The sequence below is a fragment of the Flavobacteriales bacterium genome (assembly GCA_020635855.1).
Classification (GTDB): Bacteria; Bacteroidota; Bacteroidia; order JACJYZ01; family JACJYZ01; genus JACJYZ01.
Genome location: JACJYZ010000003.1, coordinates 667,992 through 689,603, shown reverse-complemented (window position 1 = coordinate 689,603; position 21,612 = coordinate 667,992). Strand labels below are relative to the sequence as shown.

Genomic DNA, 21,612 nt, shown 5'->3' with positions numbered 1-21,612 from the left:
CCATCGCAGACCCATTGCAATTCAACAGGATTTCCAGATAAGTGAGAAAGTACTTGCGCCAAGAATTCCTACTTTATATGTTTGTAGCCGTAGTAAGCTTAACAGACCATTTCTTAACGTAACCTCTAGACTATGAGAAAACCATTACTTTTCGTAGCTGTTGTATGCTGTACGGGTGCTTTTGCGTAAAGCCAATCGCCCCGCCAGTCGTCAGCTGCGGTTTCCAAACAATCACTGGCAGAACAGGAAGGTGCTTCCAATGTCTCCGGAACACCCATCAACCGGGAATCATTCATGCGGCATGCCGCCAATAAGACAGCAGCCACCATTACCATTGTGGACATGGGAAATGCTGCCAATGCATACACTTGCGCTGCAGGTGCATCCAGTTATCTTTGGCTTGACCCTGAAACCGGAACCATCAGCTTCACCCACCGCGCCGACCCGGCAACCACCACGGCGGCCCCCGGTAGCGGTTACCTGCTGACCGACGTATCCAAGGATGGCGGCGCCACCTGGAACAACAACCTGGGCCCGGTCTATACACCCAGCGGTGCTATGAACGCCCGTTACCCAATGAACGTGGTCTACAACCCGAATGGCAACACCGATCCCGACAGCACACGGGTGGTATATGGTGCTCCGGTTCTCGGTGGAACCAACGGAGCCACAGCCTGGGGTAACTTCACATACGGCACATACACCGTAGGTACCGGCGCAATCACTTCACATGTTGACACTTCGAATTCCGAACGGAATTTCGAAGTATCGGATGACATGCACGCCATCCGTGATGGCGGTGAAATGTTCGTGATTCATCGTGACAGGAATTACAGCCTTACCAACATCTTCCAAAACAAGCTGATCTTGTCGCGACTGACATACAGCGGTGGAGACGTAACAGCTGTTCACGATTCCATCAGCCACGTAACATCCATGACGGTTGACACAACCAATGTGATTCCGACTGATGCGGCCATTGCTTTCTCACCCAACGGCAATACCGGCTGGATCTCTGTGATCACCCACACCAGCTTCTCCCTTGAAGCCGACTCATCTTACTACCTGGCATTATACAAATCCACCGACGGTGGCGCCACATGGGGTAGCATGATCGAGGTACCCATCAGCACCCTGCCGGGTATCGGTGACAGCCTGAATCCGCTGAACGACACCACCTACACCATCTTCACCACTGCATTCGACCACGACCTCGCAGTGGACAAGAACGGGAACCCGCACGTATTCGTTGCAGTGGGCCATGGCAGCAACGCCTGGACCATCAGTACAGGTGCCGGCTACTGGGGACTGTTTGATATCTACTCAGCAGACGGTGGCACCACATGGGCACAAAGGCTGGTTGCCAAACCCCAAACATTCCGCGGCAGCTACGGCAATGGAGCCAATGTGATCGACGAAGATCCACGTCCTCAAATTGCAGTTACACCTGACGGCAACAAACTGTTCTTCGTATGGTTCGACACCGACACCACCACGTTCGGTCCCGATGCCAACCTGTTCCGTGATTGCTTCATGCAGGGATATGATGTGACCACCGGTTTTACAACCAAGATGCACGATCACCCGACATACCCCGGAACATCTACTTATAACTATACCGCAGGTACGGATGCAGACGGCGTTGTGAACTTCGCCAACGTATCCTATTATGCAAAAGACGATGGCAGCGGTAACTACTGTGTTCCCGTGAACTACATGGCCGTTCCGGATGTGGGTAACACACTGCAGGCAGTTGCTTTCAAATACATTGATGGCCTTTGCGTAACCGAATCGGACTTCACCGGTGTGGTTGAAAAGGAAAACAATGTGTTTGCCATCACAAACAGCTACCCCAACCCGTTTTCAGATCAAACCACCGTTACAGTTGAACTGAAGAAAACGGCTAAAGTAAGACTGACCGTGACCAACATACTGGGTCAGGTGATCATGAGCCAGGACTATGGCCAACTGATCGCAGGTCGTCACGGACTCACCATCCTCCGGAAGGAAATGAACAGCGGCATCTATTTCGCCACTGTTGAAGCCGACGGATTCAGCGTGAGCCAAAAGCTGGTCGTTCGATAGATCAGGAACATCTGTTTAGGTTAGGATGTGAAAGGGACTGCCCGTGTGGCGGTCCCTTTTTTTGTAATTAATAATTAGAAGTCAGGAATTAGGAATTGACCATTGACGTGACCAGCGGAAACAACTGACCAGTCGCAAGTCGCAAGTCGCAAGTCGCGAGTCCCAAGTTGGCAGTCAGGCATTGATCATGACCCTCTCCGTTGATTGGCGGGAATGAGCAGGCGAACCGATGTCATTGACCATTAACGTGACCAGCGGAAACAACTGACCGCGAAGCGTATTGACAGCGCAGCTAAATTACGCGACCGCAGGGAGCAAATGGCCGCGCAGCCTCTTTTACGCGCGCGAAGCAAGCATCTCTTAACTCTTTTCCGTATTTTCCCGTTAAACACACCATATGGGAAAGCTCGCGTTTCAATGCAATGAGGACTGGGAAAAGATGACGCCCTCCGAAAGAGGCCGCATTTGCGCCGCCTGCCAACGGGAGGTGATCGACTTCACTCACCTGTCGAAAAAGGAATTCAAAGAGGCATTGAAGATGGAGAAACAACCCTTCTGCGGACAGTATCGAGAAGACCAGCTCTATGGCGGGTGGGCACCGGAACTGAAAGTCCCGAAAGGACTACAGCGGTTCGCCCTGCTTTCATCGTTGCTGTTGTTTTTCAAAACGTCAGGAGCAGGAGCAAGTGCAACAGCAAGTGCAAGTGCATGGCCGCAGGAGATACGGGATACGGTGCCGCCGGATTCCATCCCGACTGCCAAAGAACATGTGGTTCAGAAAACCGAATGCGCGGGCAGTGATAGCCAACCGACTCCCGAGAAAGAAAAGAAATCCAAATATGATCGCCGCCGACTTTATTTCAACGGGCGGTTTCCGTTTATTCATTATGGTAAAAGACGATTACGTACGCTCGGTATGGTGGCATTTTGACTTCCGAATCTTTCTGTTAAGATGAAAGTTCTCAGTCATCGTATTCGAAACATCATGAAGTACCTGTTGATACTACCCGCATTGGTTTTGCTGTACGTGGTCATCGGCTGGCTGTTGTCGAAATGGCGGGTGAATACAGATGCCGATATCATCAAAGGCGACATCACCGTGTACCTGCTCTCCAACGGCGTGCATACAGACCTGGTGGTACCCACCTGTCACGCACTCATGAACTGGCCGGCATGGCTGGGGACTGACATCCCATCCACCGTTGACACCACCCTGCCCTACCTCGGCTTCGGCTGGGGCGACAAAGGTTTCTACCTGGAAACACCCACCTGGGCCGACCTCAAGGCATCCGTGGCATTCAAGGCCATGTTCTGGCTCAGCACTTCCGCCATGCACGTGACCTATCATGCACAACCGGAAACCGGTCCGCGGTGCAAGGTCATCCGGCTGAACGAACAGCAGTACCGGCAACTCATCAACTACATCCAATCCGGATTCCGGGATCAGCAACCCACCGCCATTCACGCCACCACTTACGGCACACAGGATGCATTCTTCGAAGGCTGCGGCACCTACAACCTGTTCTTCACCTGCAACACATGGACGAACGACGGACTGAAGTCGGCCGGTCTGCCCGCATGCAAGTGGACGGGGCTGGATGGTCCGTTGCTGGATGTGTATGAATAAGGGCACGGATTGCAAATACGCCGGTGGCAAGGACATGACGAAGGTGCAACCTTCGCCTAACTTCCCGGATTATCAATAGTCAATAGTCAATGGTCAATGGAGGTCAGAGGTCATTGGCGCGACCGTAGGGAGCTACTGACCGCGAAGCGCAATTACGCAATCATTTCTAATTCCTCATCCCTAATTTCTAATTTGATTTACCGCAACACCGCAATATCATCCACCCCAACAAAGCGGTGGCCGAGGAAGGCCTCGCCGTATTCGGCGCCGATGTAGTGACCCATGTCAACGGCGCGGCTGCGGATGTGGTCCAGAAAGGCGGGTGTTGAGATCAGCGTGGAAGGTTCTTTGGAGGATGGGTCATAGAACTGTGATCCGTAAGCTTTCACAGCTTCCATTTTCTTTTCGAAATGGGCGGAGATATCCACCACGAAATGGATCTCGTTGGTATAGTATTGATGGTAATGGTACACCACACGCGGCCGCCACGCTTGTTGTGTTTCCCCATCGATGTCGGTAGGGATGCGCTGCAGGCCCGACAGGAAAGCGGCTTCCCGAACCAGCAGGGCGCCTCTCCCGTGATCGGGGTGGCGGTCGGTGACGGCGGGTGCCAGCACAATGTCGGGTTGGAATTTTCTGATGGCGCGGATCACGGCCAGGCGGGATTCTTCATCGATCCCGAAAAACCCGTCGCGCAGGCCGAGGTTTTCCCTTGCTGTCAGTCCCATGATGCGACCTGCAGCTGCGGCCTCTTCCATTCTCAGTTCCGCACTCCCCCGTGTACCCAGTTCACCCCGGGTGAGATCCACCGCGCCGGTCTTGCGCCCCATGGCCGCCTGGGAGATGAGGGTACCTCCGCATCCGAGTTCGATGTCGTCGGGGTGGGCGCCGAAAGCGAGAATGTCGAGTTTTTCCATGGTTGTTGATGCAAATATAGCGAAATGGGTTTGTTCAAGTTGATTACATTTGGGCATGGTAAAAGAGATCCGGTGGCTGCTCACCAAGGAATTCCTGATCGAATGGCGTCAGCGCTCGGCCCTGGCCGGGTTGCTCCTCTATGCGGTCAGCACCGTTTTCGTCTGCTACCTGTCGTTCCGCATCCTGGATGATATTTTCACCTGGAACGCACTCTTCTGGGTGATGGTGCTGTTCGGCGCCATCAATGCCGGGGCGAGAAGTTTTATCCAGGAAAGTCACGGACTCCAGTTCTATTATTACACGGTTGCCAGTCCACAGGCCATCATCCTCTCCAAAATCATTTACAACATGGTGTTGCTGGCTGCCATCTCACTGGTCAACTACATGGCCATGTCGCTCTTCCTCGGCAACCCGGTGGACGATCCCGTTAGTTACCTGCTTATCCTGATTCCCGGCAGCACGGGCCTGTCGGGTGTGATCACCCTGGTATCGGCCATTGCCTCCAAGGCGGGAAAGAACACAGCCATGATGGCCATCCTCAGCTTTCCGTTGTTGATGCCGTTGCTGATCACGCTGATCAAGGCGTCGAGGTTTGCATTGTTGGGCACACCGCCTTCCGAATACATGGGCTATGTGGGCATTCTGCTGTTGCTGAACGTGATTGTTTGGGTGCTCTCCTTTTTATTATTTCCTTACCTTTGGCATGATTGATCCGTGGCCGAACGGACGACGCATGATCAAACAGAATCCGATACAGAAATGAAGGGAATTTGGTGGAAATCGCTCGCGGTGGTACTGGTAGTATATACCATTGTGATGGGCTTTTTGGGTGAGGTACCGGCCATGAACATCCTTCACGAAACCATCCGCAACCTGTACTTTCATGTGACGATGTGGTTCGCCATGATGATCATGATGACGATCTCGCTTGTCAACAGCATCCGCCACCTGAACAGCAACAGCCTTCGCCGTGACACCACAGCTGCAGAAGCCGCCAACACCGGCATGGTACTGGGCACACTGGGCCTGATCACCGGAAGTTTCTGGGCCCGTTTTACCTGGGGCGCCTGGTGGACCAACGACCCGCAGCTCAACGGCGCCGCCATCACCATGCTGTCATACCTGGCTTACGCCGTGTTGCGGAATGCCATCGAAGACAGGGAGAAAAAGGCACGCATTTCAGCTGTATACAATATCTTTGCATATACGATGATGGTTGTATTCATCGGCATTCTGCCCAAGGTCGGCGATGTGGATTCCCTGCACCCCGGAAAGGGCGGCAACCCCGGCTTCAACAGTTATGACCTGGACAGCAGGATGCGCATGGTGTTTTACCCTGCCATCATCGGATGGACACTCTTCGCATGGTGGATCACAACGATCCGGATCCGTGTGAGGAACATCACCAACAATTCAAACGGATGAAAAAACTCTGGCTTACCCTCGCCTGGTTGTTCTCGGCACTTACGTTGCTTCCTGCTCAAAACAGCCAGGTGGAAATGGCCGACAGGTTGCGTGCCGATGGCATGATATACGTTGTAGTGGCGGTGCTCGTGATTATTTTCCTGGGGCTCACCATCTACCTGGTAAACATTGACCGCAAGGTGTCGAAGCTGGAAAAACATAACCCGAATCAGCCGTCATGAAAAAGACCCATATCATCGGCATCATCGTGATCGCACTGGCCATTGCCGCTATCCTGAGCACCATGGTGGATGCAGGCACCTACGTAAACTTCGGCGTGGCCAAGGAACACCCCGGCACCAACTTTCACGTAGTGGGCGTACTGAACAAGGAAAAGGAACTCATCTACGAGCCGGAAGTAGACCCCAACCTGTTCTCCTTTTACCTGGTGGACAAGGAAGGAAAAGAATGTAAAGTCAATTTCAACGGCGCCAAGCCACAGGACTTCGAGCGTTCAGAGCAGGTGGTGATCATCGGCAAAATGAACGGGGAAGAATTCTCCGCTTCCAAGATCCTGATGAAGTGCCCGTCCAAATACAACAACGGTAAACCGGGCGAAATGCAGGAGTTCACCGCCGCCGGAGAGAGTATCTAACAGCAGGGCTTGAAAATCCTGGGGCGGCACGTATCTTTACCGCCTCACACCATGAAGGAGATCGTATACAACGGCGAACATTTATTACCGGGAATCATCGGAAAGTCCTTTGTTTTCCTCGCATTCGTCGCCGCACTCCTGGCATCCGCTTCCTACTTCTTTGCTACAAATAACAGGCAAGACCCTGACAAAGCCGCTTCGTGGTCACGCCTGGCCAACATTGCATTCCTGACCCACGTGGTGGGCGTGGTTGGCATCGTGGTGACCTTGTTCTCCATGATCTTCTACCACATGTTCGAATACCATTACGTGTGGCAACACTCATCCAGCGCCCTTCCCATCAGGTACATGTTGTCCTGTTTCTGGGAAGGCCAGGAAGGGAGCTTCCTTCTATGGACCATCTGGCATGCCGTGATCGGGTTGTTCCTGATGCGGATGAAGAACGAGTTCCGCGCGCCGGTGATGTCCATCCTGTCGGTTGTGCAGGTGTTCCTCGGATCGATGTTGCTGGGTGTATACATACTCGGATACAAGGTCGGCAGCAACCCGTTCATCCTCCTGCGCGAACACAGCGAGATGATGAACCTGCCTTTCGTTTCGCAACCGAACTACCTCGAACACCTGGACGGACGCGGCCTCAACCCGCTCCTCCAGAACTACTGGATGACCATCCACCCTCCTACTCTCTTCCTGGGTTTCGCACTCACCGTGGTGCCTTTCGCTTTTGCCATTTCAGGTTTGTGGATACGCAACTACGGCGGCTGGATCAAACCCGCCCTTCCGTGGACGCTGCTCGGCGTGCTGGTACTCGGCACCGGCATCCTGATGGGGGGGGCATGGGCCTACGAAGCCCTCAGCTTCGGCGGGTTCTGGGCCTGGGATCCCGTGGAAAATGCATCGCTCGTTCCGTGGATGACACTCGTGGCATCCCTGCACCTGATGCTCATATACAAATCCAAACAACGTTCGCTGTTTACCACCGTGGTGATGGTATGCGTGACCTTCTTCCTGATTTTGTATTCCACCTTCCTCACCCGAAGCGGCATCCTGGGCGATGCCTCCGTGCATGCCTTCACCGACCTGGGCATGTCCGGACAACTGCTGGTGTACATGTTCTTCTTCACCCTGCTGGCCGTGGCACTGATCATCAGCCGGTACAAACACCTGAAAGATCCCGGCAAGGAAGAGCACCTGTGGTCGCGTGAGTTCTGGATGTTCATCGGTTCCCTCGTGTTGCTGATCGCCGCGTTCCAGATCATTTTCACTACTTCCACGCCGGTGATCAACAAAGTGTTCGGCACCGACAAGGCACCACCCACCGACCCCATCGCTCATTACAATTCCTGGCAAATCGCCTTTGCAGTGCTGATTGCGCTGATGATCGGTTTTACCCAGTTCCTGAACTACAAGCACACCGACCTGAAGAAGTGGCTTCACAAGTTGTTGCCTTCGCTGGCCGTCGGACTGATCGGTGGCATCCTGTTGTCATGGGCCCTGGGCTTCAACCATCCCCAGTACATCGCACTGATGGTGACCGCAACATTTGCCGTGGTGGCCAATGCCGACTACTGGCTGCGCATCCTGAGGGGCAAACTTGACCATGCCGGTGCATCCATCGCTCACCTCGGGTTCGGCCTGATCCTGATCGGTGCGCTGATCTCGAATGCCAAGCAGAACATCATCTCCCAGAACAGTTCGGCATACAACCTTGACATGATCGCCAAAGACCTTCCGAACAAGGAGAACATCATGCTGGTGAAAAACGACACCCTGAAAATGGGCGACTACCGCATCACATACACCGGAAAGGAAAAGGAAGGCGTACACATCTATTACAACATCCAATACCTGAAACCAGGGGCGGACGGGCACATGAGCGAGGCCTTCACCCTGCGCCCGTTGATACAGATGAACAGGATGATGGGGAACGTGGCCGAACCCGCTACCAAACATTTCCTGTTCAAAGACATTTACACCCACGTGCAGTATGCCGACCTGTCTGAATTCACCCAACCCGATAAGGGTGAGAACAACAAGGTGACGATTGACACGCTGACATATGGCGATACACTTTTCGCACAACGCGCCATGATCGTGCTCGATACCGTCAGCCGCGACCTCGACCGGCAGGCCCTGCACCTGGCCGACAACGAGATCGGGGCCGTGATCCGGTTCCATGCCATTGACGTGGACAAACAAAGTCACCCACTGAACCCCGTATTCCTGATTTCCGGAGACCACTTCAGATATGTTGAAGATGAAGTAGCGTCGCTGGGCATCAAACTCACCGTCAAGGAAATCATCCCGCAGAAAGATGCGTTCGTGGTGGAGCTGAAAGAAAAGGAAGACAAAGGGGCGGAGTTCATCATCATGAAAGCCATTGTGTTCCCGTTCATCAACATCCTCTGGCTGGGCAGCGTATTGATGATCATAGGCACGTTCATGGCGATCAGGAAGCGATTGGGAAGTTAGTTGATGGTTGATGGTTGATGGTTGATGGTTGTTAGTTGTTAGTTGTTAGCTGCGTCCTCCATTGCTTCAGCGGAGGAAGATCATTCGTTACAGTTTTGTCACACCCGTTCAAAGGCCATCCGTTTCGCAATCCGCTTTGGTGGATCGTTGCCATTTTGGCGTTGGTGGCGCGTACGCTTTACGGGCTGTCGATGGCCATCAAAGGGGAGGACTACTACCACACGTACCTGATCGGACTGAAATACTTCACCACCGGCGTATGGCCTTATTGGGGACCGGATGTGGTGCATACCCAATCACAGATTCCCGGCGCACTGGAAGGCCTCCTTGTCGGCGGTCCGTTTTACCTGTGGGCCCATCCTGCCAGTCCGATCATATTCCTCAACCTGCTTTCCTTTGCTTCCCTCACCCTGCTGGGCGCCTACCTGGTGCGGAAGTTTCCCGGCGTTCCGGCCTGGTTCATCTGGATGTGGGTTTGGTTCTCACCCTGGACACTCAACTTCAGCACCACCCCCATCAACCCTTCCTACCTGCTGGTGATGGCCATCCCTTTCTGGATCGTGTTGCTCGATGGGTATGCATATGGCGGCAAATCCATTCGCCCCGGCTGGGTTTTTTTTATTATCGGATTCGCCATCGGGTGGGCCATGCAACTGCACCTGTCGTGGGTGCTCATGCCCTGTCTTGCTTTTCCACTTTTTATTCAGATGTGGAAACAACGCGGGTGGAAATTCGCTTCCGGACTGGCGCTGATCGGATTGGCCGGTATGCTCATCTCCCTGTCTACCCTTTATCCGACCCTGATCCGGTACAGCGACATGGGCAGCGGCGGTGTGGGCAACAACGTGGTATTTCAAACGAAGAACCTGGGCCGCTTTTTCGACCTGGTGTTCCGTTGCATGGGATTCGCTTCTTACGAGATCAGGTTTTTCATCATGGGCGGTGCCGAAGGGGAAATGCAACTGATCCGTGACCATTGGTGGATGGCTCCGCTGCTCATCATCGTGTTTGTTGCCGGACTGGCGCAATGTGGCTTTTACATCGTGAACTTCTTTCTCCGCAACAACCGCCCGGAATGGAAGGTAGCCCGCAGACTCACGGCGGGCGCATTGATCCTGCTGTATGTAAGCTACCTGTTTTCCATTCGTTCTCCGGGATCCTTCACCTTTTACCTTCTGCTTCCGCTCATCGTATGGTATGCCTGTTTTTCATGGCAGAAGTGGTTCCGTAAAAAGTTGCTGACCAGGGCTGCCGTAGTGGTGGTGGCCGCTAACCTGGTGGTGCACGGCGGATTCGCTTTGGAATATGCACCAAAAGTTTCCACATGGGCCTATGGTGAGAACATACGGAAGTCCATCGAAGAAAAAGACAGCCGGCACTTCGGTTACCGTCGCGTAGCGAACTGGGAACTGGCCATGCGCGACAGAACATGGACACGTGAAGCTTTTGCTGACAACGGGGAGCAGGTGGTGCGATACCACCAGGACTTTGAATTCCCTGATGCTTTCATCAGGCCGGAATACGCCGACGACTCAACCAGCTTCAAAGGCACATGGGCCGATCGCGTGCGTTATCCCTTCACCAACAGCATGAGGTTAAAACGTTCGGTGTCGGAAATCGGCGACTTTCAGGCCATATCGGTTTCGGTTGCCAGCCTGTGTGTGCAGCCAAACAACGCATCGCTGGATATATATGTAACAGGATCAGGAAAGGAACTGTATGCCTTTCACGGTCCGCTTTGCAGCGACGGCACCGTTCCCGGCAACTGGCAGCAGCAACAATTTGGCGTTCACCCGGAACAGACATTTCCGCCCGACGCGGTGGTTGAGGTATTTGTTAACCTGAACGGCGATGCAGGTGAGGTATGGGTGGATGAACTGAATGTTGAATTCCGGTAGTCCGCCGGATTGGCTATTTTCGCACAAACTTCTGCACCTTGGAAAAGAGCTATAAGGAAATACTTGCCGATGTGAAGGCGATGGCATTTGATGTGGACGGTGTGTTCACCGACAACAGCGTGATCCTGTTACCGGGCGAGCAGCCGCTGCGCATCATGAATGTGAAAGACGGCTATGCACTGCAACATGCCGTGAAGATGGGCTACCACATTGCCGTGATTACAGGCGGGAAATCGGAAGCGGTGCGGGAACGGTTCAAAAATCTCGGGGTGAAAGACATTTACCTGGGTTGCAGCCGCAAGATCGAAGCATTCGAAGAATTCATCCACATGTACGACATCGACCCGAAAACCATGCTGTACATGGGCGATGATGTACCCGACTACGAGATCATGAAACAAGTAGGCCTGCCTACCTGTCCGGCTGACGCCTCGGAAGACATCAAGGCCATTTCCATGTACGTGTCTCCTCATAAGGGTGGCCATGGTTGCATCCGCGACATCCTGGAACAACTCATGAAGATCCAGGGAAAATGGTACGATCCGGATTCTCACCACCTGACCAAAGACGCCCTGAACTGGTAGCCGTGAAAAACTTCCTGCAGTTCATCCGCTGGCCCAACCTGCTGATCATGGCGCTGACCATGGCCATGGTTCGCTATTGTTTGCTGCGCCCGATGCTGGCTGTGAACGACATCACCCTGCAACAGGGGGAACTGAGTTTCTGGCTGCTGGTGTTATCAGTGGTACTCATCGCCGCTGCGGGAAACATGATCAACGACTACCACGACGTGGAGGCCGACCAGGTGAACAAGGGAAATAAGACGATGGTGGGCAAGGTATACTCCGAAGAAACCGTAATGAACCTGTACATGGCCTTCAACGGACTGGCATTTGTAATCGCTTTTTATATCGCCTGGGAAGTGGACATGTGGAACCTGATGCTGGTGCAGGTGTTGGCTGCCGGTTTGCTGTGGTTCTATTCCAGCGCCTTCAAGTCGATGCCGGTGATCGGCAACCTGGTGGTGGCGTTACTGTCTGCCCTGGTTCCGCTGCTGACCGGCGTATACGAATACATTCATGAAGCCCGCAACCTGGAGGTATTCTGGTTCAATTTCGATTTCGTCTGGGGATACACCCTGTTCGCTTTCCTGCTGACATGGATCAGGGAGATGATCAAAGACATGGAGGATTACAAAGGCGATCTCTCTGCCGGTTACAACACCCTGCCCATCCTTGCAGGCATCCCTTTCACCAAGGTGTTCACCACCCTGGTGCTGGGAGCAACCATGGTAGCAATCGGTATGCTGATGCGGTTGCAACAGGAAGCGGGTGATGCCATCTCAGCCACCTACTTTGCGCTGCTGATTGAACTACCGTTGCTCATCCTGGCCCTCATCACCATCCAGGCCAAAACGCCCAAAAGTTTTCACAGGGCCAGTACGCTTTCCAAGGTAATCATGCTGTGTGGTATTCTCTACATGCTGGTGATCTGGCACAACCTGAGCTATCCGATATGAAACAAAACTGTGAGATCATCCTGGCATCAGCATCACCCCGGCGGTCACAGCTGATGAAAGAAATGGACCTGGTGTTCAGGGTGGAACCCACGCATGTGGACGAGTCTTTTGATCCTTCCCTCCAACGCGAAGCCATCGCCATGCACCTCAGCCGGATCAAAGCCGAAGCCGTTCCACTGGAAGATGAAAAGGCAGATACCGTAGTGGTAACCGCAGATACGATTGTGCTGCTGGAAGGTGAAGTGCTGGGTAAACCGGCCGACCGGGAAGAAGCCATTTCCATGCTGAAACGCCTGGAAGGAAAAATGCACGAGGTGATCACCGGGGTAACGCTGCGTGACCGGCACCGCATCGAAACACTGTACGACCTGACGCGGGTATACTTCCGTTCGCTTTCCGAAGAAGAGATTGCCGATTATGTAGATCGGTACCAGCCTTACGACAAAGCCGGAGCTTACGGGGTGCAGGAATGGATCGGGCATGTGGCCATCCGAAAAGTGGAGGGTTCATACACCAATGTAATGGGACTTCCCACCGAGAAACTATATGAAGCGCTGCGCTTGTTCTGCAGCACCGGGCAACCGGCCTGAACGGGAATTACTTTTGAAGCATTACGCCCAGCGCGGTGAACTTGAACTCGCTGCCGTCACCGCCGGGCTGGCGATCACCTTGCACCTTCACCACCACTTGTTTGCCCACCCACGCTTCGGGTACGGAAAACTCTTTGGTGGCCATGGATAGGGTTGCACCGTCGCCACCGTCAAGTACAATGTTGGCACCGGCCTGTTGCAGCGAGCCACCTACATCCAGTGTCTTCTGGTCTTCACCGCCCAGCTCGAGCAATTCTTTGAACATGGCCACTTCCACATGACCTTCGCTAACCCAGGTTTCACCATAGGAGGTGATCTCTTCGGCCTGGCTTACAGCGGTGCTGTCGTTGGCCGTTGTGTCGTCATCGTTTCCTCCGGGTTGACATGCAGCCATGGTAAGCAACAATGCGCCGGCCAGGTATTTCAAAGTGTTCTTTTTCATGACGGGTACTTTGTACGTTAGCTGGGGGCAAGATAAGAAAAGTAAGTTGCAAGTCTCAAGTTGCAAGTCTCAAGTTGGCGGTTCGGCAAACAAAGCAGCTTACTGTTTAATTAGCAATTAGAAGTTAGGAATTAGGAATGGGGCGTCGTGGGAACGAAGCGAAATGGCAATGAACATGGGTATGTATTCAAAAGGCAGGCAGCGTCTATAATCCAATATCTTTTGTGCTTTCGGGGAACTGTTTTAAGCAATGATTTCCAAACATGCCGTCTGATCGAAAAGAAGCTTCACGAGGCCACGCGTATTTTGTGCTCCCTATCGGCCGCATACGCCAGACATGCCTGAATTTGTTCTTCGGTAAGTTCGGGATAATCCGAAAGGATATCTGCCTTAGACATGCCTGATGCAAACCAACTCAGCACATCATAGACAGAAATTCTTGTGCCCTTAATGCAGGGTTTTCCGAATCTGATCGATGGATCAATGGTGATGATATGATGGTAATCAGTCATGGCGTGATGCTTTCTTCAAAGGTAAGAAAAGATAGTCGTAAGTCTTTAGTCTTTAGTCCTTAGTCGTAAGTAGCGGCCAGCTATACGAAGTGGCTTGCTCCATAGGAGCAACACATGGGTAGCGTTCGGTTCAATGGATGATTCCTGCGTGCCGTAGGTACGCCACATGAAGTTGCGAGTGGCAAGTCGCGAGTCTCAAGTTGGCGGTTGGAGATACGGGGGCGGCTTGCCATGACAATTACCAATGACGAATGACGAATGGGGCGTCGCGGGAACGAAGCGGAAGGACAATGAACGGGGGCGTATGCATAACTGCGATTAGAAGTCCAAGGTCTGTTGTTTAATATCTTTTGTGCTTTCCGGGAACAGTGTATCTTCGCCCCCGTAGTCGTGATATTCTAATCCCGGTATGCAGAAACGCTTTTCACCCATTCACATCATCCTGCTGGTGGCAATGGCATGGTTCCATTGCATCACACCCGCCAGGGCATTGAACTTTGAAGCCGACCAATTCGAAGTCACCGTTCCCGACCTGATCGTGGCCGACATGGAGACCTCCATCGAGATCCACGCCAAAGACCTGGGTCATCCCGACCTGATGGAGTACGGTCAGCTGCGTGTGACCATCGGCGACCAAACGCATGATGTGGACATGTCAGATGATGGAAAGGCGGTTGTAACACATGTTTTTTCCTCCGACGATGAAGAGCTGTCCCTTTCGATCGGTGCATATCATTACCAGCAACCCGTTCATCCGATGCCGCTGTGGCTATCGATCCTCCCACCCCTGCTGGCCATTGTGATGGCGCTCATCTTCCGTGAGGTCATCTCTTCGCTTTTCGTAGGCATCCTGTTCGGTGCTTCCGTACTGGGCTTTTACACCAAGGGCATCATGGGCATCTTCTCCGGCTTCCTGGCGGTGATTGATACATACCTCATCCGCGGGCTCAGCAATGAAGAACATGCGGCCATCATCATTTTCTCGCTGACCATCGGTGGCATGGTGGGCATCATCTCCAAAAACGGGGGCATGCAGGGCGTTGTGAACCGGTTGTCGAAGTATGCCTCCACGCGTAAATCGGGCCAGTTCGTTACCTGGTTCCTCGGGGTAGCGGTGTTCTTTGACGACTACGCCAACTCGCTGGTGGTGGGCAACACCATGCGCCCGATCACCGACAAGCTGAAGATATCGAGGGAGAAACTCAGCTACCTGGTTGACAGCACCGCGGCACCGGTTGCGGCGGTGGCCTTCATCACCACATGGATCGGTGCCGAGCTGAGTTACATTTCATCCGGCACCGTGGGCACCGGCATCAAGGAAAGCAGTTATTCCATCTTCTTTTCATCCTTGCAATATTCCTTTTACCCGGTATTTACGCTTGTCTTCATGTTGTTCCTGATCTTACGCAACCGCGACTTCGGCCCCATGTTAAAGGCGGAGAAACGCGCGGTACACCACGGGGAAGTGGAAAGCGACAAAAGCCGCAGCCTGACCTCTGCCGAGATGGGTCAGTTCGAGCCGCTGGAAGGGATCAAGCATTCGGCGCTGAATGCAGTGGTTCCCATCCTTGTGCTGGTCGGAGGCGCCATCATCGGGTTGCTATACACCGGCATGAACGCCACTTATGATGCCTTGCTTGATGAGGGCATTCAGGTGGGACCCAAAAACCTGGGACGCATTTTCGCATCGATGGACATGATGGAAAGTCCGCCCGGAAACTTCTTTCAGAAGCTGGGTGTGCTGATCGGCAATGCGGATTCATATGCAGCGCTGTTGTGGTCGTCTCTCTCTTCCGCCGCGACGGCCATGCTGTTGTCACTCGGCCAAAGACTCATGAACCTGGAGACCTGCATCACTTCCATGGTGAACGGCTTCAAGTCGATGTTCCATGCCATCCTCACCCTGTTGCTGGCGTGGTCGCTTGCCGCGGTCACCAGCGACATGCATACGGCTGATTTCATTACGGGCAGCCTGCTGTCGAGCGGCATTCCGCCGACCATCCTGCCGTCGCTCACCTTCCTGATGGCCTGCGTAATTGCGTTCTCCACCGGAAGTTCATGGGGTACCATGGCCATCCTGTACCCGCTGGTGCTGGCCGCCACATGGTCTGTATGCCAGGCACACGGTTACGACATGGCTGCCACGCTGCCTATCTTTCACAACGTAACGGCCTGTGTATTGGCCGGCGCCGTGCTGGGCGACCACTGTTCACCCATCAGCGACACCACGATCCTGTCATCCCTGGCCTCCAGTTGCAACCACATCGATCACGTGCGCACACAGCTGCCGTACGCAATGGTGGTGGGCGCCACCTCCCTGCTGTTCGGTACGCTGCCATCCGGACTCGGACTTCACCCGGCATTCTCCATGCTGCTCGGACTGGGCGTGTTGTGGGGCGTGGTGCAGTTTTGGGGGAAGAAAGTTGAATGAGTGGCGAGTCTCAAGTTAGGAGTCTCAAGTTGGCATAGGACAAGAGTGAGCAATCGGGCATTGACCAGCTAATTACCAATTGCGAATGACGGATTACGAATGACGGATTACGAATGACGAAGGTGCATCTCGGAATTCTAAAAACGAACCTCGGACAACGGGCTGTTGGGCGAAGGTTGCACCTTCGTCCGGTTATTCTGTAGCATACGCTACGTTCCCATGATCAAAGTTTTGTGAAGCGGTAACATCTGTCTTTGGGGGACCCGGCTGCGTCCGGGGTACCTCTGCCTGCCGCCCCACGGGCCTGCTTGATGGCTTTGATTTTGCGAAACAAAAAAGGCGACCTGAGCAGGTCGCCTTTGAAGATAGGTGTACCAATCAAAATGCAGCAGGTAACGATTCACCTCAATTTTCGTTAACTTTGTTTAAATCCAAAACTCTTTCTATGAAGGTGATTCTTGACATTAAAGACAACAGGGGTGCTTTCTTTATGGAATTGCTCAAAAGCCTTGATTACGTCAAAGTGGTGAAAGAAATCAAGGACAAACACAAGGGCCAAACCATTCAGGATTTGGCTGAAGCACTTAGCGATGCAGAACTTCATGAGCAAGGAAAGAAAAAGTTAAAGTCTGCCAAAGACTTGCTTGATGAGCTTTGAAGTAATCGCCACCGAACCTTTCGAACGCAAGCTCAAAAAGCTGGCAAAGAAATACAAGACGATCAGAAATGATCTCTCACTGCTGATCAACTCCCTCTCGAAACATCCCATTCAGGGAACCCCTCTGGGTAAAGATTGCTATAAGATTCGGTTTGCTATTGCCTCAAAGGGCAAGGGAAAATCAGGGGGCGCACGGCTCATTTCCTATGTCAGGATTGTGAACCAAACCGTGTATCTTCTTGATATCTACGACAAATCTGATCAAAGTACAATCACTGACAAAGAGCTTAAGCTTCTTCTTGAAATTTTGCTCAAAAAGTAACCCCTACGTTATATTCAGAATATCTTTAAGCTTGCACCGAATCAACACATTCGGCTTTCATGCATGCTTTTACCGATCGGTTCCAACGCCGCCCCATCCACACTTGCACCAAGTTCCTGGTCCATCAAGGCATACTCCCTGCGCAATATCTTGCCCAACTCAGCCGCAGCCAGGTGTCCCGGTATCGTAACCTGGATTTTGACCGATACTTCGGAAACGATCTGTTCCGCTTCTCCGATCAGGTGATGACCATCACCCGACAGGCTGCACAAAATGATTTCGATCGCAAGATGATGCAGGCCTATCTGCGTCTGGCACTCACCTTCAGAAGTATTTTTGTGCATGCCAGGCACTTTCATCATACACTGCACATGCATCGAGAAAAGGTCGTGGAGGCTGTGCAACGGGTTGGAGATACGATTTCAGTGGATGATTGTGCGCGGTTGCTCGGTGTCGCCACTTCTACTTTGCGCAACTGGATCACGCAGGTAAGGGTGCGGTGTTCGGATTCCCTGATCAACCTTTGCCGCAAGGTGCATCCCAACCAGTTGCTTGGAAGTGAAGTGGAAGTGATGAAGGAGTTGTTAAGCGACAATCGCTTGCGGTTCTGGCCTTCGGTCTCGGTTTACTACCATGCGCTGAGAACCCAGTCTGTTTCAATGGCTAAAAGCACATGGTATAAGTATGCGGCCATGTTGAACATCCGCCGGTTGAAACCCAAACGATCCCACAAGTATGGTCAGGGCATCCGCGCATCCAAACCCAACCAATACTGGCATGCCGATGTGACCTATTTCAAATCCGGGGATGGACTGAAACATTACATCTATACCGTGGTGGACAATTTCTCCCGGTTCCCATTGTGTGTTCACCTCAGCACTCAACTCTCAGGAGCCATCCGCAGCATGACTTTTCGTATGGCTTTGCAAAAGGCCATGGAATATCATCCCAATCTTCAAACCATCAACCTGGTCGTCGATGGCGGTCCCGAAAACATCAACACCAATGTGGAGGTATTCATCAAAGAGGTGGTGCACATTCCTATTCATCGCATACGGGCACTAAAAGATGTGGCCTTCTCCAATTCCATGGCCGAGGCTTTCAACAAAACACTCAAGTGTTACTATCTCAATCACCAGGCTCATCCTGATACCCAACAGCTGGATCTTAACCTGAAACTCAACGTGGAGGATTTTGCCATGGCGCGGCCGCACAGCGCAATAAAAGGACTCACACCGCTGGAAGCTTATACCTGCACCGGACCCGACCTCACGCTTTTCCACGCACACAAACTGGCTGCAAGACAAAGAAGGGTGGACATGAACAGCAAATACGGTTGTGGGAAGTGTTCCTTCTCTGAGTAATACCAGCAACGGGGTCTGGAGAAGCCCCGTTTTACCAAAAAGCTGTGTTGAGACCTGCGGGAACAATACCGGTATTTAACTTGTTACTACGGAATGCTTGCCCAGCAAGAAGTTTAAAGGGGATGTTGCTTATAAGCAACGCTTTTTAATAGAAAGCAAATGGACAATGCATCCCACTCTCTTTCCGGCAGGGAGGGGCGGGGATTGGTACACCCCGGAAGTAAGTCTCAAGTGAGGAGTCTCAAGTTGGATCTCGTATGCTATCCAACTACCAACCGGAAACCACCCTCCTCCGCTGAAGCTACGGAGGGCGAAGCAAACTACAAACTTCTCTCCAGCAACTCCCTTCCGAACGCATTCAGATCCACCCCCTCGAAATTGCCCGACGTCATCAATAGCAACGCGCTGTTTTGCCAGGCAAAGTCTTTGAGTTCACGCACCAGTTCCTTCGCATCCGTAAACACCTCCAGGTCGGGTTTACCGAAAGCCTCCTTCACCTGCTCGGTACTGATCGGCTCCAATCGTTTGTGCTCGATGGTGTGCGGGTTGAAATACACGATGGCCCTGTCAGCCGGATCCATGCATCCCGCATACTGCGACAAGAACGCTTTGTTCAGGCTGCTGAACGTATGCAACTCCATCACCGCGGTCAGGCTGCGCTCCGGGAACTGTTCCCTTACGGCAGACAATGCCGCTTTCAGTTTGGACGGAGCATGTGCGAAATCTTTGAATACGACTGCATCCTGCGTCTCCGCTATTTTTTCCAGTCGCTTCGCCGCACCCTGAAACGTGGAAATAGCGGAAAGAAAATCCGCTTTCGAAATGCCCAGGTGCATGCACACATGCATCGCACCTGCCAGGTTCTGCAGGTTATGTTTTCCGAACACTTGCAACAATGTTTCGTGCCCATTCACTTGCAAGGCGGTGACCCCGTTGCGGATCACATGCGGGGGCGTGGCATAAGGCTCCAGGGTGATGCGTCCTTTCTGCTTTTCCGCCAGCGCCACCAGGTTGGTATCGTCGCTGTTGTAAACGAGCACACCGTTGTCTTCAATGAGTGATAGGAAAATATCAAACTGTTCGAGGTAGTTCTCCCACGTTGGAAATACATTGATGTGGTCCCACGCAATGCCAGTAACAATGGCCACGTGCGGCCTGTACCAATGGAACTTCGGTCGCAGATCCAGTGGCGACGACAAGTATTCATCCCCCTCGATCACAATCAGCGGTGCATCGCTGATGCGCACCATGCGTTCGAAGCCTTCCAGCTGTGCACCCACCAGGTAGTCGAAATCCACCTGGCAACTTTTGAGCACATGCATGATCATGCTGGTGACCGTGGTCTTGCCGTGGCTGCCGCCGATCACCACACGTTTCTTGTTTTGTGAAACCGAGTAAATGAATTCGGGGTAGGACTGAATACTGAGTCCGAGCTCACGCGCCCGGATCAATTCCTGGTTGTCGTTGCGCGCATGCATACCCAGGATTACCGCGTCCAGGTCAGACGTGATGCGGCTTGCATCCCACCCCATCTTGTCGGGCAGGATGCCCGCATTGCGCAGGCGACTGAGCGAAGGCTCAAAGATCTCATCATCCGATCCGGTGACGTCATGACCGGATGCATGCATGGCCAACGCCAGGTTGTGCATGGCACTGCCTCCGATGGCAATAAAATGAACCCTCATCTTCCTTTCAGTTTTTCAAAAAGTTCGCCACGAAGGCGCACCGACACGAAGATATTTACCGATCACCTCAACACACTTTGTGTCTTTGTGCCTTCGTGTCCATCGCCTTTTATTTACCGGGTTTGAATATACACAAATTCCCTCGTGGAATAATTGTTACTTTCGTTCAACAAACTTTGAAGCAATGAATGTATATCCTGTGAACGCCGGTAATTTCAAGTTAGACGGAGGAGCCATGTTCGGTGTAGTACCAAAAAGCATTTGGAACAAAACCAACCCGGCCGATGAGAACAACATGTGCAGCTGGGCCATGCGCTGCCTGCTGGTTGAAGAGGGCGACCGCCTGATGCTGATCGACAATGGCATGGGCGACAAACAAAGCGAGAAGTTTTTCGGTTACTATTTCCTGCACGGAGATGACACGTTGGAAAAAACCATGCGAAGTGCGGGGTTCGGTTTTGATGATGTGACCGACGTGTTCCTCACCCATCTCCATTTCGACCACTGCGGTGGCAGCATCAAAAAACGCGCTTCCGGAGAAGGCTACGAACCGGCATTCCGCAATGCCGTTTACTGGTCGGAAAAGGATCACTGGGAATGGGCCGTACATCCGAATGCCCGAGAGAAGGCATCCTTCCTGAAAGAAAACATCCTCCCCATCCAGGAAAGCGGACAACTGAAATTCGTGAACGACGGAAGTGAGGTAATAAAGGGACTCTCCGTACTGAAAGCATACGGGCACACCGAAGCGATGATGGTTCCTAAGATCCCATACAAAGGTCGCACCCTCGTGTACATGGCCGACCTGCTGCCTTCGGTCGGACACATCCCCCTTTCTTATGTGATGAGCTATGATGTGCGCCCGCTGATCACATTGGATGAAAAAGAAAAATTCCTGCGTGAGGCAGTAGAAAATGAATACGTGCTCTTCCTCGAACACGACCCCGAAAACGAGTGCTGCACCCTGCAAATGACCGAACGCGGTGTGAGGGTAAAAGAGACATTCCCGCTATCGGCTTTATAATGTGTT

The 21,612-nt window shown here is 52.7% G+C and carries 21 protein-coding genes; 17 read left to right on the top strand and 4 right to left on the bottom strand.

Annotation, left to right across the window (positions count from 1 at the left end; all coding sequences use genetic code 11):
- Positions 1–294: 294 nt before the first annotated feature.
- The 3 genes from H6585_11300 to H6585_11290 all read left to right on the top strand — a co-directional run bounded on the left by H6585_11300 (position 295) and on the right by H6585_11290 (position 3,712).
- Positions 295–2,085: a T9SS type A sorting domain-containing protein gene (locus H6585_11300; protein ID MCB9448921.1), complete on the top strand. Its 1,791-nt coding sequence runs from the start codon at positions 295–297 to the stop codon at positions 2,083–2,085.
- Positions 2,086–2,482: 397 nt separating this feature from the next.
- Complete coding sequence (locus tag H6585_11295) at positions 2,483–3,016, top strand: hypothetical protein (GenBank protein ID MCB9448920.1); 534 nt, start codon at positions 2,483–2,485, stop codon at positions 3,014–3,016.
- Between the two features lie 54 nt (positions 3,017–3,070).
- On the top strand, positions 3,071–3,712 hold the full coding sequence (locus tag H6585_11290; protein MCB9448919.1) for a TIGR02117 family protein: 642 nt from the start codon (positions 3,071–3,073) through the stop codon (positions 3,710–3,712).
- A 197-nt stretch (positions 3,713–3,909) separates the two neighbouring features.
- Here H6585_11290 and bshB1 read toward each other — a convergent pair whose 3' ends face one another.
- Entirely contained in the window at positions 3,910–4,629 is a 720-nt protein-coding gene (gene bshB1, locus H6585_11285) for a bacillithiol biosynthesis deacetylase BshB1 (GenBank protein MCB9448918.1), read from the bottom strand.
- A gap of 55 nt (positions 4,630–4,684) precedes the next feature.
- Here bshB1 and H6585_11280 point away from each other — a divergent pair, with 55 nt between their 5' ends.
- The 9 genes from H6585_11280 to maf all read left to right on the top strand — a co-directional run bounded on the left by H6585_11280 (position 4,685) and on the right by maf (position 13,168).
- On the top strand, positions 4,685–5,341 hold the full coding sequence (locus H6585_11280) for a heme exporter protein CcmB (protein ID MCB9448917.1): 657 nt from the start codon (positions 4,685–4,687) through the stop codon (positions 5,339–5,341).
- 48 nt (positions 5,342–5,389) lie between these two features.
- A complete protein-coding gene (gene ccsA, locus H6585_11275) occupies positions 5,390–6,055 on the top strand; it encodes a cytochrome c biogenesis protein CcsA (GenBank protein ID MCB9448916.1) in 666 nt (221 codons plus the stop codon).
- Complete coding sequence (locus H6585_11270; GenBank protein ID MCB9448915.1) at positions 6,052–6,276, top strand: CcmD family protein; 225 nt, start codon at positions 6,052–6,054, stop codon at positions 6,274–6,276. Before ccsA (H6585_11275) ends, H6585_11270 begins: the two co-directional genes overlap by 4 nt.
- Positions 6,273–6,689: a cytochrome c maturation protein CcmE gene (locus H6585_11265; GenBank protein MCB9448914.1), complete on the top strand. Its 417-nt coding sequence runs from the start codon at positions 6,273–6,275 to the stop codon at positions 6,687–6,689. Before H6585_11270 ends, H6585_11265 begins: the two co-directional genes overlap by 4 nt.
- Positions 6,690–6,740: 51 nt before the next feature.
- A complete protein-coding gene (ccsA, locus tag H6585_11260) occupies positions 6,741–9,161 on the top strand; it encodes a cytochrome c biogenesis protein CcsA (GenBank protein MCB9448913.1) in 2,421 nt (806 codons plus the stop codon).
- Between the two features lie 95 nt (positions 9,162–9,256).
- A complete protein-coding gene (locus H6585_11255) occupies positions 9,257–11,059 on the top strand; it encodes a hypothetical protein (protein ID MCB9448912.1) in 1,803 nt (600 codons plus the stop codon).
- A gap of 80 nt (positions 11,060–11,139) precedes the next feature.
- Entirely contained in the window at positions 11,140–11,643 is a 504-nt protein-coding gene (locus H6585_11250; GenBank protein MCB9448911.1) for an HAD hydrolase family protein, read from the top strand.
- A complete protein-coding gene (locus tag H6585_11245) occupies positions 11,592–12,578 on the top strand; it encodes a geranylgeranylglycerol-phosphate geranylgeranyltransferase (protein MCB9448910.1) in 987 nt (328 codons plus the stop codon). The genes H6585_11250 and H6585_11245 overlap by 52 nt, the downstream gene beginning before the upstream one ends.
- Positions 12,575–13,168, top strand: coding sequence for a septum formation protein Maf (maf, locus tag H6585_11240; GenBank protein MCB9448909.1), 594 nt, complete (start codon positions 12,575–12,577; stop codon positions 13,166–13,168). The genes H6585_11245 and maf overlap by 4 nt, the downstream gene beginning before the upstream one ends.
- A 7-nt stretch (positions 13,169–13,175) precedes the next feature.
- Here maf and H6585_11235 read toward each other — a convergent pair whose 3' ends face one another.
- Together H6585_11235 and H6585_11230 are read right to left on the bottom strand one after the other, a co-directional pair.
- A complete protein-coding gene (locus tag H6585_11235; GenBank protein MCB9448908.1) occupies positions 13,176–13,610 on the bottom strand; it encodes a hypothetical protein in 435 nt (144 codons plus the stop codon).
- 287 nt (positions 13,611–13,897) lie between these two features.
- The gene (locus H6585_11230; GenBank protein ID MCB9448907.1) at positions 13,898–14,122 is read right to left on the bottom strand and encodes a DUF433 domain-containing protein; all 225 of its coding nucleotides are present in this window, start codon (positions 14,120–14,122) and stop codon (positions 13,898–13,900) included.
- A 409-nt stretch (positions 14,123–14,531) separates the two neighbouring features.
- Between H6585_11230 and H6585_11225 the strand changes: the two genes are divergently transcribed.
- The 4 genes from H6585_11225 (at position 14,532) to H6585_11210 (ending at position 18,897) form a co-directional block, all read left to right on the top strand.
- On the top strand, positions 14,532–16,553 hold the full coding sequence (locus H6585_11225; GenBank protein ID MCB9448906.1) for a Na+/H+ antiporter NhaC family protein: 2,022 nt from the start codon (positions 14,532–14,534) through the stop codon (positions 16,551–16,553).
- Between the two features lie 445 nt (positions 16,554–16,998).
- A complete protein-coding gene (locus H6585_11220; protein MCB9448905.1) occupies positions 16,999–17,211 on the top strand; it encodes a hypothetical protein in 213 nt (70 codons plus the stop codon).
- Entirely contained in the window at positions 17,201–17,533 is a 333-nt protein-coding gene (locus H6585_11215) for a type II toxin-antitoxin system RelE/ParE family toxin (GenBank protein MCB9448904.1), read from the top strand. The genes H6585_11220 and H6585_11215 overlap by 11 nt, the downstream gene beginning before the upstream one ends.
- A 59-nt stretch (positions 17,534–17,592) precedes the next feature.
- The gene (locus H6585_11210; GenBank protein ID MCB9448903.1) at positions 17,593–18,897 is read left to right on the top strand and encodes a DDE-type integrase/transposase/recombinase; all 1,305 of its coding nucleotides are present in this window, start codon (positions 17,593–17,595) and stop codon (positions 18,895–18,897) included.
- A gap of 320 nt (positions 18,898–19,217) precedes the next feature.
- On the opposite strand, the gene H6585_11205 is transcribed toward H6585_11210, so the two are convergent.
- Positions 19,218–20,582 (bottom strand): peptidoglycan synthetase, encoded by a 1,365-nt coding sequence (locus H6585_11205; protein ID MCB9448902.1) that lies wholly within the window; start codon positions 20,580–20,582, stop codon positions 19,218–19,220.
- Positions 20,583–20,766: 184 nt separating this feature from the next.
- Between H6585_11205 and H6585_11200 the strand changes: the two genes are divergently transcribed.
- A complete protein-coding gene (locus tag H6585_11200; protein MCB9448901.1) occupies positions 20,767–21,606 on the top strand; it encodes an MBL fold metallo-hydrolase in 840 nt (279 codons plus the stop codon).
- Positions 21,607–21,612 lie beyond the last annotated feature (6 nt).